Genomic DNA, 13709 nt, shown 5'->3' with positions numbered 1-13709 from the left:
CCCTTACGGGTTGACGCACAACGTCAGGCGTTGGTGCAGGTGTTGCCGAAGGCGGGGTTCAGCAGCCCGATCACGGAGATCGTGTTGCCACACACGTTCACCGGCACGTGAATCGGGGCCTGGACGACGTTGCCCGAGAGCACGCCGGGGCTGCCGACAGCGGCGCCCTGGGCACCGGAGTCCGCGACGGCCATGCCCGCACCCGCGAGCACCAGACCACCAGTGACAGCCGCAGCAGCGACGACCTTCTTGATCATTATTCCTCCTAGTTGACAATGCGGTCCCAGCCGCGGACCGCATCACTTGTAACGAGGAAGAGGTAATTGGGCTACGAGCGTATGGTTCCTTTCACTCGTTCCGGTCAAATGCGCACACACAGACGATTGTTGGCGCGAAAAATCGCCGGAGAATCACCGCAGGACCGGCTGGACGCCGGAGCCGGGCGGCGGGAGTCAGCAGTTGTCGATGAAACGGTCGAGCACCCGCACACCGAACTGCAGACCGTCCACCGGAACACGCTCGTCCACACCATGGAACATGCCCGCGAAGTCGAGCTCCGGCGGCAGCTTCAGCGGGGCGAATCCGAAGCAGCGGATACCGAGGTCGTCGAAGGACTTGGCGTCGGTGCCACCGGAGAGCATGTAGGGGACCGCACGGGCGATCGGGTCCTCGGCCTTGAGGGCGATCTGCATCGCATCGACGAGCGAGCCGTCGAAACTGGTCTCCAGCGCCTTGTCCCCGTGCACGTCCTCGCGCTTCACCCGCGGGCCGAGGATCCGGTCCAGGTCGGCCAGGAACTCGTCCTCGAACCCGGGCAGGAAACGGCCGTCCACATGGGCGGTGGCCTGTCCGGGGATCACGTTCACCTTGTAGCCGGAGCCGAGCATGGTGGGAGCCGCGGAGTTGCGGAGCGTGGCTCCGATCATCTTGGCGATGCCGCCCAGCTTGGCCAGCGTGGCATCCATGTCCTCCGGGTCGAGCGGCGTGCCGAGCGCGTCGGACAGCTCGTCGAGGAAGGACCGTACGGTCTTGGTCACCCGGACCGGCCACTTGTGCCGCCCGAGCCGTCCGACCGCCTCGCAGAGCTCGGTGATCGCGTTGTCGTCGTTGGTCATCGAGCCGTGACCGGCGGTGCCGTCCACGGTGAGCCGCATCCAGTGCATGCCCTTCTCGGCTGTCTCGACGAGGTAGAGCCGCAGCTTCTCGTTCACCGTGAAGGAGAAACCGCCGACCTCGCCGATCGCCTCGGTGACGCCCTCGAAGAGGCCCGGGTGCTTGTCCACGAGGTACCGCGCGCCGTACGTGCCGCCGGCCTCCTCGTCCGCGAGGAAGGCCAGCACGATGTCGCGCGGAGGCTTGCGCCCGCTGCGCATCCGGTCACGGACGACCGCGAGGGTCATCGCGTCCATGTCCTTCATGTCGACCGCGCCGCGGCCCCACACACAGCCGTCCGCGACCTCGCCGGAGAACGGGTGGTGCGTCCAGTCGTGGGCATTGGCCGGAACCACGTCGGTGTGGCCGTGGATCAGCAGGGCGGGCTTGGACGGGTCCTCGCCCTCGATCCGCGCCACGGTGGAGGCCCGGCCCTTGTGGGACTCGAAGATCTGCGGCTCCAGCCCGACCTCGGCGAGCTTCTCCGCGACGTACTCGGCGGCGACCCGCTCCCCCGGTCCCGAGTGGTCCCCGTAGTTACTGGTGTCGATCCGGATCAGCTCACGACAGAGGTCCACGACCTCGTCCTCGCCCGAGACGGTCCGAGCCGCGTTGGTCTCGCTCACACTGGTTCCTTCCACTGTCGCTGAGGTGCTCCCCCTCATCCTCCCGCGCCCGGCCCGCGCGCCCAAGGCCCCCCACCCCCCGTCATGCGCCCTTCACACTCCCCCTGGCGTGATCGAGCACCCCCGAATGTTTGCTATTGTTTTCCACGTCGGAACGGGCCGGGCCCGCGAGACAGACACCTTGTCCGGGTGGCGGAATGGCAGACGCGCTAGCTTGAGGTGCTAGTGCCCTTTATCGGGCGTGGGGGTTCAAGTCCCCCCTCGGACACAGAGCAAGTGCCGATCAGGAGAGATCCTGATCGGCACTTCTGCGTTGCACCCTCGCCGGCTGCTCACGAGCCCGGCGCCGGGCCAACCTTGTTGAATCGGTTCACCGCACCGGCGCCCCATGGGCCGTACACACATACCCTCTCTGCCCCGGAACGGGACGTACGAGGGCATGGGTCCCGGTTCGCTCGGACCGGCGCCGCGGGCCCGGTACGCCGGGTCGGTTGCCGGGGGGATCGCGCCGAACGGGGAGTGGCGCCCGGCGGCTCTCCCCGCGGCTCCGCCGACGAGGACGCGTCGTTCGCACAGCCGGGTCCCGACGCTTCGGGGCGGGGAACAAACGCAATCCGCGCGCCGGGCGTCGCAAGGGGCGGCGGGGCTCCCGCGTGCACCGTCGGAGCACCGGCTCGACGCGGAGGCTGCGGAGCTCTCCTTCGTGGTCAGCGTGTCGGGCCGAACCGGGCGTGCGAGGCCCGGATCCGCCCCGGAAGCCGGACGACGTAACATCAAGGTTTTGCGCGATCTTCGTACTTCGCAAGGGGGAAGTGATGGGCGGCAGTCGCAGGCGGCGCGGCACACTCCTCGCCGGGGCGGTGGCCGGGGCGGTGCTCGTCTCCGGCATCGGGCTTTGGGCGACGGACAGTTGGCCTTTCCGGGACAGCTACTGCTGGGGCGCGTGGAAGCAGAACAGCGGGGCCGCCTTTCTCGGTGACGGCGGTGTCGCCAAGTCCGGCTCCGAGCGGCGCGCCACCGAGTCCGCGCCGCCCTCGGCCGGACGTCACCACGCCCGCTGCACCGTCGCGGTGACCTCCACGGTCCCCGACGACGACTCGGACGAGCCGCTCAGGTTCAAGGAACAGGTGACGGTCGAGTACGGTCCCGTTCCGACCGGGGTCGCGGAGCATCGTGCCTGGACGGCCCGGTACTTCGACGGCTCGGCCTCCCGACTGCCCGACGGGCTCGACGGGTTGGTCGCCGGCGACCGTGCCATGCTGGTGCTGCCCGCCGGCTGCGACGTGGACGGCAGGCCGTCCGCGGTGACGATCCACAGCGAGAGCACCGGTGACGGCCATCTGGGCAGAGTCAACATGCCGTTCACGATCGGCAGCCGGTCCGATGTCACCCGGATGCTGCTGGATGCCGCCAACACCGGTATGCGTGCGGCCGGTTGCGCACCGGACAAGCCCCTGAGCGCGACATCGCCCATCGTGACGGTCGCCGAGGACGACGAGACCGCCGGGAACCCGCTGTGCCGGATACCCGGGCTGACCCTCGATTTCAGCCAGGGCTCCCGGTACCGGGAGCAGGTCGGAGTGGTCGCCGAGCGCCTTCAGACCTGTTCGGTGGTGTGGCGCACGCGGGGGGAGCCGGACGAGCCGGCGGCGCAGTTCGTGATGGCGGGCGAGCCGCGCATGGTCGCGCTGTTCAAGGGGCTTCCCGAAGGAGCCGACAAGGGGCTCGTACGCGCCGAGTGCCATGGGCGGCAGACGGTGTTCTACGGAAACGTCCAGTCGGGGCTGAAGGGTGCGCGCGAACACGAGCGGCGGGTGTTCATGAACTTCACCGAGTCCGTGAGCAGGCGCATCGGGTGCGAGGCCGGTGAGGTCGCGTGAACGGCGAAGAGAGCGCAGAGAGCAGGGCATCGGTGGACCACGAGCAGACCCCGGTTCCCGGGGAAGGGGAACAGCCCTCGGTTCCTCGGGAGGAAGAACGGGAGGAGCGGGGGGAACGGACACAGGAGCCCCGGCCCGACCCGTCCCCCGAGCAGTCGCCCGCTCCCGGGCGCCCGCCCGCGCTGCGCCGCCTGTTCCGCAGCCGCACCGCCCTCGCCGTCACCGCCGCCGGTCTGGTCGGCGCGCTCCTCGGCGCCGGTGCCGTGGCCTGGCGGACGGACACGCTCCCGCTGCTCGGTCCCGCGCCCTGCTGGGACTCGCTCGGCGACACGACGATGTCGGACCTCTTCGGCGATCGCCGGACCGTGGTCGAGGAGGAGTCGCTGAAGGCCAGTCCGCGCGGACAGGGGCCGTCGTTCGGGCAGTGCCGCATCACCAGCTACAAGGACGGCAATCCCCGCCGTCAGGTGACCCTGCGGGTGCACGAGCTGGACGGCCTTCGGGGTACCGACGCGCACGAGTGGCCGCAGGAGTTCCTCGCGGCAGGCATGGTGTCGCTCGGTGACGGGCTGCCCGGGATGACCTCGGCCTCGCGTGCCTGGCTGGCGCTGCCGCAGACCTGCACGGGCCGGCACGGGTTCACCGGTCCCACCGTGGTGGACATCGGCATGGGGCTGGCCGGACTGGACGGCGGGTCGGAGTACGACCGGAGGGACCGCGCCGCCCTGACCCGTGCGGTGGTGGAGGCGACCAATGGAGTCATCCGCGAATTCGGCTGCTCCGGCACCTACCGGATACCTCGCGCCCTGCCCGCCCTCGTGGACCGGCAGGAATCGGAGACGGATGCCTTCTGCGGCGTCAAGGGCCTCACCGTCCCTGCGGCGTACCGCAAGGCTCTGAGCCGGACTCGCGTCAGCGACGACGGCGGGCCCGCCCGGGTCTGCGAGGCGAGTGGGGGCTACGAACCCATCGTGCGGATGACCACGGTGACGGACCCGGCGCTGACCGAGATCTTCTCCGGGGAGACGCGCAAGGCCGGTCTGCCGCTCAAGGGCTCCAAGGGGTTCGGTCGGCTCGACGGATCGCGGGCCGTCTACCGGGCGAGCTGCCAGACCGGGCCCGTGATCTTCATGGTGGAGCAGCTGGGCCGGCCGACGGACAAGGACATCGACCTCGCCCGTCGGCTGCTGCCCGGCTATGTCGCCGCCGAGGCCGAGCGCATCGGGTGCGGCCCGGAGAAGGTGACGTCACCGAGCGTCTGAGTCCGGGGGCAGGGCCCCGCCGGGCGGGCGGAACGGGCGATACTGTCCGCACACCTGGGAGACGACAAGAGGGGCCCACCGCACCATGTTCACCGCCGTACCGGCAGGCGCACCCCGATGAGGGGGCGCGCGAAGCCCCCGTCGGCGCCGCTGCCGCAGCGGGACGGGATCGATCCGGTCCGGCTGCGCCTCCCCGAGGATCCGGACGGGCGATGGGCGACGGTCCGCGATCATCTGCTGGCACGGTTCGCGGGCGTGATCGGGGCGGCGCGGGTGGACGCCATGCTCGCCGAGGGCCGGTTCGTCTCCGTGCGCGGCCCGGTGGCCGCGGACGAGCCGTACGCCGTGGGCGGGTACATCTGGTTCCATCGGGACTTCGCGCCGGAGGAGCCGGTGCCGTTCCCGGTCGGTGTGGTCCACCGCGACGCGCATCTCGTCGTCGCCGACAAGCCGCACTTCCTGGCGACGACGCCGCGCGGCCGGCACATCACCGAGACGGCGGTGGCCCGGCTGCGCCGTGAGCTGGACCTGCCGGAGCTGCAGCCCGCACACCGGCTGGACCGGCTGACCGCGGGCCTCGTCCTCTTCGTCGTCCGGCCCGGGGAGCGGGGCGCGTACCAGACGCTGTTCCGGGACCGCCTGGTGCGCAAGGAGTACGAGGCGGTGGCACCGTACGATCCCGGCCTGGACTTCCCGCGGACCGTGCGAAGCCGCATCGTCAAGGAGCGCGGCGTCATCGCCGCCCGCGAGGAGCCGGGCGAGCCGAACAGCGAGAGCCGGATCGAGTTGCTGGAGCACCGGGAGGGGCGGGGCCGCTACCGGCTGCTGCCCGCCACCGGGCGCACCCATCAGCTGCGGGTCCACATGAACGGTCTGGGACTGCCGCTCGTCCACGACCCGGTCTACCCCGTGGTCCGGCCGGAGGGAGCGACCGACGACTGGTCGCGCCCTCTCCAGCTCCTCGCCCGGTTGCTGGAATTCACCGATCCGGTCACGGGCGAGCCGCGCCGCTTCGCGAGCGGGCTGCGGCTCTCCGCGTGGCCGGACCGGTGAGCCGCCGTTCTCAGTGACCGCGGGCGATCCACTCGTCCAGATGCGGGGCCTCCGCGCCGATGGCGGTGGAGTCGCCGTGTCCGGTCCGGACCGTGGTCTCCGGCGGAAGGCCGAGCAGCCGGTCCCGGATGGAGTCGATGATGGTCGGGAAGTGCGAGAACGACCGCCCGGTGGCGCCCGGCCCGCCTTGGAAGAGCGTGTCGCCGGTGAAGACGGTGGACAGCTCGGGGGCGTACAGACAGACGGCGCCCGGGGCATGACCGGGCGTGTGCAGGACCCGGAGCGTCGTCCCGGCGATCTCCAGCTCCTGCCCGTCGGCCAGTTCGCCGTCCGGGGCGCGGTCCGGGTGGGTCTGCTGCCACAGCGGCAGGTCGTCGGGGTGGAGCAGGATCGGTGCGCCGGTGGCGTCGGCGAGCGCCGGGGCGGCGTCGATGTGGTCGTTGTGCGCGTGCGTGCAGACGATGGCGCGCAGCGTACGGCCGTTCAGCGCGGACTCGATGGCGGCGGCGTCGTGGGCGGCGTCGATGACGATCGCCTCGCTGTCGTCGCCGACGATCCAGACGTTGTTGTCGACGTCCCACTCCCCGCCGTCGAGAGCGAAGGTTCCGGAGGTGACGAGGTGGTCGATGCGGGCGGCCATCAGAGGATCACCACCGAGCGCAGCACGTCACCTTCGTGCATCCGGTCGAAGGCCCGCTCGACGTCGCCGAGTCCGATGGTCTCGGTGACGAACGCACCGAGGTCGATCCGGCCCTGCTGGTGCAGGTCGATGAGCATCGGGAAGTCGCGCGAGGGCAGGCAGTCGCCGTACCAGGAGGACTTGAGCGAGCCGCCGCGGCCGAAGACGTCGATGAGCGGCAGTTCCACCTGCATCTCCGGGGTCGGGACACCGACCAGGACGACGGTGCCGGCGAGGTCGCGGGCGTAGAAGGCCTGCTTGTACGTCTCCGGGCGGCCGACCGCCTCGATGACGACATCCGCGCCGTTGCCGCCGGTCAGGGAGCGGATCGCCTCGACCGGGTCGGTGGAGCGGGAGTTGACGGTGTGCGTGGCGCCCATCGTCTTCGCCGTCTCCAGCTTGCGGTCGTCGATGTCCACGGCGATGATCTTCGCCGCGCCCGCCAGCCGCGCGCCCGCGATCGCCGCGTCACCGACGCCGCCGCAGCCGATCACGGCGACCGAGTCGCCGCGGCCGACCTGCCCGGTGTTGATGGCGGCGCCGATGCCTGCCATCACGCCGCAGCCGAGCAGTCCGGCGACGGCCGGGGAGACCTCCGGGTCGACCTTGGTGCACTGACCGGCGGCGACCAGGGTCTTCTCGGCGAAGGCGCCGATGCCGAGCGCCGGAGACAGTTCCGTGCCGTCGAGCAGGGTCATCTTCTGCCGGGCGTTGTGGGTGTTGAAGCAGTACCAGGGGCGGCCGCGCAGACACGCGCGGCACTGTCCGCACACGGCACGCCAGTTGAGGACGACGAAGTCGCCGGGCTCGACATCCGTGACGCCCTCGCCGACGGACTCCACCACGCCCGAGGCCTCATGGCCGAGCAGGAACGGGAAGTCGTCGTTGATGCCGCCCTGCTTGTAGTGCAGATCGGTGTGGCACACGCCGCACGCCTGGATCTTCACCACGGCCTCGCCGGGGCCCGGGTCCGGGATCACGATCGTCTCCACCCGTACCGGCTCGTTCTTTCCCGGTGCGATGACCCCTTGCACCTGCTGCGACATACCGTGGTCTCCCTGTTTCCGTCATTTCGCGAAGATCGAACACGAACAACCGTACGCCCCGTGAGGGTGTCACGGCGGCGCGCCGCATTGGCGGGAAACGACTGCCGTCCGCCCGTCGGGATGTACCGATTCCGGTCAGATGATGCCGACTGCTGAACTCCGTCGGCCCCCAGGGGGTCCTTCGATGCAGAGGGACCGCTGAACCGACACCTGCGGGGGCAGGGGTTCATCGGTCCGACCGCAGAGGGAATGACGGATCACGGGGGAAGCACCTTGACCGAGATTGCCGAGATCACGGAGAAGATCAGCGAGCGGGCCGACGGGCTCGGACCGGCTCCCGGAGCGACCGCGCCCGGCGCGCCCGTCGGCGGACTCGTGCCGTACACCGACGCGTTGCCCGTGCCGCCGGTTCTGCGCCCGGACAGCGGCGACGTGCTCCGCGAGACCGAGATCACCCTGTCACCCACCTGGGTGCGGCTGCACGCGCAGCTGCCGCCGACGCTGATGTGGGGGTACAACGGCACGGTGCCGGGGCCGACCATCGAGGTACGGCGCGGGGAGCGGATCAGGATCGCCTGGACCAACCGCATCCCCAGGGGCAGCGAGTACCCGGTCACCGCCGTGGAGGTCGGCCCGGTGGAGCCGGGCGAGCCGCTGCCGCACAACCGGCCCGGTCGCGACGGGGCCGAGCCGAACGCGGATGTGGCCGCGCTGCCCGCCTGGACGGTGACGCATCTGCACGGCGCGCAGACCGGTGGCGGGAACGACGGCTGGGCGGACAACGCCGTCGGCTTCGGCGACGCGCAGCTCTCGGAGTACCCGAACGACCACCAGGCCGCCCAGTGGTGGTACCACGACCACGCCATGAACATCACCCGGTGGAATGTCTACGCGGGGCTCGTCGGTACGTATCTGATCAGGGACGACGAGGAGGACGCGCTCGGTCTGCCTTCCGGCGAGCGGGAGTTGCCGCTGATCCTCGCCGACCGCAACCTGGACACCGACGAGGACGGCCGGCTCAACGGGCGGCTGCTGCACAAGACGACGGTGGTCGTGGAGGCCGACCCGGAGTCCGGGAAGCCGGTGTCCATTCCGTTCCTCGGCCCGTACACGACGGTCAACGGCCGCATCTGGCCGCACCTCGACGTGGACGACGCGTGGTACCGCTTCCGGCTCGTCAACGCGTCCAATGCCCGGATCTACGATCTGGTGCTGGTCGACGACGAGAACAATCCGGTCCCGGGCGTGATCCGGCAGATCGGCAGCGACGGCGGGCTGTTGCCGCGCCCGGTGCCGGTCGACTTCGACGAGGTGCTGCCGCAGCTGACGATCGCCCCGGCCGAGCGGATGGATCTGCTGATCGACTTCTCGGCGCTGGCCGGCCGCCGGGTCCGCCTGGTCAACCGGGGCAGGCTCGCGGCGGGGGTGCCGGATCCGGCGGCGAGTGTGCCGTTCCCGCAGGTGATGGAGTTCCGGGTGCGGGAGACGGGGCGGCGGGACGGTTTCGAGCTGCCCGAGGTGCTGTCCGGTTCCTTCCGGCGGTACGAACACGGCCGGGTGGAGCACAGGCACCGGCTCGTCGTGCTGACGGCGCCGGGCACGGTCGGGGGCGGTGGCCACCCGGAGATCTGGGAGATGGCCGAGGTCGAGGAGGGCGCCGATGTGCGGGTGCCCTCGGACGGGGTCATCCAGGTGCGGGGTGAGGACGGCACGGTGCGCACGTACCGCAGGATCGCCCGGACGTTCAACGACGGGCTCGGCTTCACCGTCGGCGAGGGCGCGTACGAGCAGTGGTCGTTCCTCAACCTGGGCGGCCCGACACATCCGATGCACATCCATCTGACGGACTTCCAGGTGATGGGGCGGGAGGCGTACACGCTGGACGGCTTCGATCCCGCGGTCGGCGGAACCCGCTCCCCCGTGGCGTTCGACCACGGCACCAAGATCCCGACGCCGCCGAACGAGCAGGGTTGGAAAGATGTCTTCCGGGTGCCCCAGGGGCAGTTGGTGAAGGTGCTCGGCACGTTCGACGGGGCGTACGGGCGGTTCATGTACCACTGCCATCTGCTGGAGCACGAGGACATGGGCATGATGCGGCCGTTCGTCGTGATGCCGCCGGAGGCGATGAAGTTCGACCACGGCGCCGGGCACGGCGGCCACCCGGGGCACGGCGGCTGACCCGCCGCCCCGGCTCCTGCCGACCGCCCCCGCGGGTTCTTCCCGCGGGGGCGGTCGTGTGTCCCGGACCTCGTGGACCCGCCCTGCCCGTGGGCCGACCAGCCGTACGCTGTGCACGGTGGTACGGGCCTCAGGGCGCGAGTACGTCCAGCTCGTGCAGGGCGCCCACCGCGATCTCCTTCGTCAGCCGCTCCGCCGCCACCGCGTCGCCCTCGCGCACGGCTTCGGCGAGCCGTACGTGGAGCGTGACCGCGGCCGGGTCCGGGTCCTCGAACATCACCTGGTGGTGGGTTCGTCCCGCCAGGACCTCGGCGACGACATCGCCGAGTCGGGCGAACATCTCGTTGCCGGAGGCGTTGAGCACGATCCGGTGGAACGCGATGTCGTGCTCCAGATAGCCCTCCAGCTGCTGGCCGCGCGAGGTGGCGACCATACCGAGCGCGCACTCGGTGAGGGCCGCGCACTGCTCCGGGGTCGCGTTGCGGGCGGCGAGCCCGGCCGCGACCGGTTCGATCGCCGAGCGCAGCACGGTCAGGGAGCGCAGCTGGCGCGGCCGGTCGGCGCCGGCCAGCCGCCACCGGATGACCTGCGGATCGTAGACGTTCCACGCCTCGGTCGGACGCACGGTCACGCCGACCCGGCGCCGCGACTCGACCAGGTGCATGGATTCCAGGACGCGGACCACTTCGCGTACGACCGTGCGCGAGACGTCGAAGCGCTGGGCCAGCTCGTCGGTGCGCAGTACCTGTCCCGGCCGGTGCTCCCCCGCGGCGATCTCCAGGCCCAGGGTGTCCAGCACATGTGTATGCAGCCCAGGGCCCTGTGTGGTCATGGGCACCAGCCTACGGGGCCCCCTTCGGGAACAAAAAGTACGACGTTTATGTCACAGCATCTTGAATAAGTCGTACGTATGGGTTTCAGTAGCGCGACGGACCGATGTCGAGGAAGACGTCGAAGAGGACAGCGAGGCACCACCAATGAGCACCCCCCACGTCGTCGTGGTGATGGGCGTCGCAGGGACCGGCAAGACCACGATCGGCCCCCTGCTCGCCGCCGAACTCGGCGTTCCGTACGCCGAGGGCGACGACTTCCATCCCGCGGCGAACATCGCCAAGATGTCGGCCGGCACACCGCTGGACGACTCCGACCGGTGGCCCTGGCTCGACGCGATCGGCCAGTGGGCGCACGGACGGGCGGGGCTCGGCGGAGTGGTGAGCAGCTCGGCGCTCAAGCGCGCCTACCGGGACCGGCTGCGGGCCGAGGCACCCGGCGCCGTCTTCCTCCACCTGACCGGCGACCGGGCTCTGATCGAGGCGCGCATGGCGGAGCGCAAGGGCCATTTCATGCCCACCGCGCTGCTCGACTCGCAGTTCGCCACCCTGCAGCCGCTGCAGGAGGACGAGGCCGGCGTCTCGGTCGATGTGTCCGGCACCCCCGAAGAAATCACCCAGCGAGCCGTCGCCGCGTTGCGCCGGCTCGATAACTAAGGATCACCACCGTGACCAGTCTCAGCGTCGAGATGCTGGCAGCGGACGCCGTCGAACCCATCACTTCGGCAGGCAACGCGCAGTTGGGCATCGCAGTCCTGGCGGGCATCGCCGTCATCGTTCTGCTCATCACCAAGTTCAAGATGCACGCGTTCCTCGCGCTGACCATCGGCTCGCTGGCGCTCGGCTCCTTCGCCGGCGCCGCACCGGCCAAGACGATCGCCAGCTTCACCGCCGGCCTCGGCTCGACCGTCGCGGGTGTCGGTGTCCTCATCGCACTCGGCGCCATTCTCGGCAAACTGCTCGCCGACTCCGGCGGCGCGGACCAGATCGTCGACACCATTCTCGCGAAGGCGAGCGGGCGGGCCATGCCGTGGGCGATGGTTCTGATCGCTTCGATCATCGGCCTGCCGCTGTTCTTCGAGGTCGGGATCGTGCTGCTGATCCCCGTGGTACTGCTGGTCGCCAAGCGCGGCAACTACTCGCTGATGCGGATCGGCATCCCGGCGCTGGCCGGTCTCTCCGTGATGCACGGGCTGATCCCGCCGCACCCCGGCCCGCTGGTGGCGATCGACGCCCTCGGTGCCAACCTCGGTGTCACGCTGGCGCTGGGTGTGCTGGTGGCCATCCCGACCGTGATCATCGCGGGCCCGGTCTTCTCCCGCTACGCCGCTCGCTGGGTGGACATCAAGGCGCCGGAGAAGATGATCCCGCAGCGCCCCTCGGAGGATCTGGACCGTCGTCCCGGCTTCGGCGCCACCCTGGCGACGATTCTGCTGCCCGTCGTGCTGATGCTGGTCAAGGCCCTGGTCGACATCATCGTGGACGACCCGGAGAACCACGTCCAGCGGATCACCGACGTGATCGGCTCGCCGCTGATCGCGCTGCTCGCGGCCGTCATAGTCGGCATGTTCACGCTGGGCCGGGCGGCCGGTTTCTCCAAGGGCCGGCTCTCCACCACCGTCGAGAAGTCCCTCGCCCCGATCGCGGGCGTGCTGCTCATCGTGGGTGCGGGCGGCGGTTTCAAGCAGACGCTCATCGACGCCGGTGTGGGCCAGATGATCCTGGACTTCTCCAAGGACTGGTCGATCCCGGCACTGCTGCTGGGCTGGCTGATCGCCGTCGCGATCCGGCTCGCGACCGGCTCGGCGACGGTGGCGACCATCTCGGCGGCCGGCCTGGTCGCCCCGCTGGCCGCGGACATGTCGACGTCCCACGCCGCCCTGCTGGTCCTCGCCGTCGGCGCGGGCTCGCTCTTCTTCAGCCATGTCAATGACGCCGGATTCTGGCTGGTGAAGGAGTACTTCGGAATGAACGTCGGTCAGACGATCAAGACCTGGTCGGTGATGGAGACCATCATCTCCGTGGTCTCGCTGGCCTTCATCCTGCTGCTGTCGCTGGTCCTCTAGCGAGCGGCTGCCCGCACGGTCCTCCCCCCACGGCGCGTGCCGGGACCGTGCCCGATGGCGCTCGACCGACCCGGTACGCATGCCACGGCATGCCTCCGGGTCGGCGAGCGCCTTCGCCATGTGCCCGGCCGGCGCGATCGCGAGCGCCGGGGCCCCGGGCGCCTACCACGCGCCCGATGCCAACTCAGCCCTTTCACCACACAGTTGACGACCCCCGATCGGGGGCGCGTCCCGGCGCCGCGCCCGGTCGAACATGTCAGACTTGGTGCCATGTCGAACCGTGAACCTCTCAAGCCTTTTCTGCTCACCTTCCCCGGGCCGCTGCGCGACCGGTTGGTGGGGGCGGTGCTCGCCGGTGAGAAGGTGTCGACGACCGGGTTGCTCGCGGAGTACGAGGCGGAGAAGGAGGAGCTGCCCCCGGTGGGTGAGCGGTCCGCGCTGATCGACTCGGACGGCCGGGAGATCGCGGTGCTGGAGGTGACGGAGGTGCGGGTGCTACGCCTCGGGGACATCGATCTTCAGCATGCGATCGACGAGGGCGAGGGCGACACCTCGGTGGCCCAGTGGCGTGCGGGGCACGAGAAGTTCTGGCACAGCCAGGAGATGCGGGAGGCACTCGGCGACCCGGAGTTCACGGTCGACGACGACACCATGGTCGTCGCCGAACGGTTCCGGGTCGTCGAACTGCTCGATCCCGTCGTGGGCGCGGCGGAACGGTAGGCGGGACCCGGTCGGGCCCCTACGGCCGCGGGGCGGGGATCTCGTGGCAGGTCAGGGGTGGGGCGACGGTGCCGGGACGGCCGGTGCGGGCGAAGGCGGCACCCGCGGTGGGGGGGGGGGGGGGGGGGCGCCCCCCCCCCCCGGCGGGGGGGGGGCGGCCGCCGCCCCCCCCCCCCCCCCCCCCCCCCGCCACCCCCCCGCCACCCCCCACAGCCCC

At 70.6% G+C, this 13709-nt stretch carries 12 protein-coding genes and 1 tRNA gene; 8 read left to right on the top strand and 5 right to left on the bottom strand.

What is annotated here, in order from left to right; genetic code table 11:
* Positions 1-23: 23 nt before the first annotated feature.
* Together chpH and ACIOHC_RS14695 are read right to left on the bottom strand one after the other, a co-directional pair.
* A complete protein-coding gene (gene chpH / locus ACIOHC_RS14700; RefSeq protein WP_365693524.1) occupies positions 24-257 on the bottom strand; it encodes a chaplin ChpH in 234 nt (77 codons plus the stop codon).
* A gap of 195 nt (positions 258-452) precedes the next feature.
* A complete protein-coding gene (locus ACIOHC_RS14695) occupies positions 453-1778 on the bottom strand; it encodes a M20/M25/M40 family metallo-hydrolase (RefSeq protein WP_351084217.1) in 1326 nt (441 codons plus the stop codon).
* A 183-nt stretch (positions 1779-1961) separates the two neighbouring features.
* On the opposite strand from ACIOHC_RS14695, the gene ACIOHC_RS14690 reads away from it, so the two are divergent.
* The 4 genes from ACIOHC_RS14690 to ACIOHC_RS14675 all read left to right on the top strand — a co-directional run bounded on the left by ACIOHC_RS14690 (position 1962) and on the right by ACIOHC_RS14675 (position 5973).
* Positions 1962-2046: transfer RNA gene (locus tag ACIOHC_RS14690), tRNA-Leu, on the top strand.
* A gap of 547 nt (positions 2047-2593) precedes the next feature.
* Positions 2594-3658: a hypothetical protein gene (locus tag ACIOHC_RS14685; protein ID WP_351084219.1), complete on the top strand. Its 1065-nt coding sequence runs from the start codon at positions 2594-2596 to the stop codon at positions 3656-3658.
* Entirely contained in the window at positions 3655-4920 is a 1266-nt protein-coding gene (locus ACIOHC_RS14680; RefSeq protein WP_401842910.1) for a hypothetical protein, read from the top strand. Before ACIOHC_RS14685 ends, ACIOHC_RS14680 begins: the two co-directional genes overlap by 4 nt.
* 117 nt (positions 4921-5037) lie before the next feature.
* Positions 5038-5973, top strand: coding sequence for a pseudouridine synthase (locus tag ACIOHC_RS14675; RefSeq protein ID WP_389638416.1), 936 nt, complete (start codon positions 5038-5040; stop codon positions 5971-5973).
* A gap of 10 nt (positions 5974-5983) precedes the next feature.
* On the opposite strand, the gene ACIOHC_RS14670 is transcribed toward ACIOHC_RS14675, so the two are convergent.
* Positions 5984-6613 (bottom strand): MBL fold metallo-hydrolase, encoded by a 630-nt coding sequence (locus ACIOHC_RS14670; RefSeq protein WP_351084226.1) that lies wholly within the window; start codon positions 6611-6613, stop codon positions 5984-5986.
* Positions 6613-7698: an S-(hydroxymethyl)mycothiol dehydrogenase gene (locus ACIOHC_RS14665; protein ID WP_351084228.1), complete on the bottom strand. Its 1086-nt coding sequence runs from the start codon at positions 7696-7698 to the stop codon at positions 6613-6615. Before ACIOHC_RS14665 ends, ACIOHC_RS14670 begins: the two co-directional genes overlap by 1 nt.
* A 273-nt stretch (positions 7699-7971) precedes the next feature.
* Between ACIOHC_RS14665 and phsA the strand changes: the two genes are divergently transcribed.
* A complete protein-coding gene (gene phsA / locus ACIOHC_RS14660) occupies positions 7972-9876 on the top strand; it encodes an O-aminophenol oxidase PhsA (RefSeq protein ID WP_401842908.1) in 1905 nt (634 codons plus the stop codon).
* A gap of 130 nt (positions 9877-10006) precedes the next feature.
* On the opposite strand, the gene ACIOHC_RS14655 is transcribed toward phsA, so the two are convergent.
* Positions 10007-10708, bottom strand: a complete 702-nt coding sequence (locus ACIOHC_RS14655; protein WP_351084230.1) for an FCD domain-containing protein — start codon at positions 10706-10708, stop codon at positions 10007-10009.
* Positions 10709-10853: 145 nt separating this feature from the next.
* Between ACIOHC_RS14655 and ACIOHC_RS14650 the strand changes: the two genes are divergently transcribed.
* The 3 genes from ACIOHC_RS14650 (at position 10854) to ACIOHC_RS14640 (ending at position 13492) form a co-directional block, all read left to right on the top strand.
* Positions 10854-11363 carry a gluconokinase gene (locus tag ACIOHC_RS14650; protein WP_351084232.1) on the top strand — a complete coding sequence of 170 codons (510 nt, stop codon included), beginning with the start codon at positions 10854-10856 and terminating at the stop codon, positions 11361-11363.
* 11 nt (positions 11364-11374) lie between these two features.
* Positions 11375-12772 carry a gluconate:H+ symporter gene (locus ACIOHC_RS14645; protein ID WP_351084234.1) on the top strand — a complete coding sequence of 466 codons (1398 nt, stop codon included), beginning with the start codon at positions 11375-11377 and terminating at the stop codon, positions 12770-12772.
* A gap of 270 nt (positions 12773-13042) precedes the next feature.
* On the top strand, positions 13043-13492 hold the full coding sequence (locus tag ACIOHC_RS14640; RefSeq protein ID WP_351084236.1) for an ASCH domain-containing protein: 450 nt from the start codon (positions 13043-13045) through the stop codon (positions 13490-13492).
* Positions 13493-13709 lie beyond the last annotated feature (217 nt).

The organism is Streptomyces sp. NPDC088252 (assembly GCF_044740965.1).
Lineage (GTDB): Bacteria > Actinomycetota > Actinomycetes > Streptomycetales > Streptomycetaceae > Streptomyces.
This window is presented reverse-complemented; position numbering and strand designations above follow the sequence as displayed.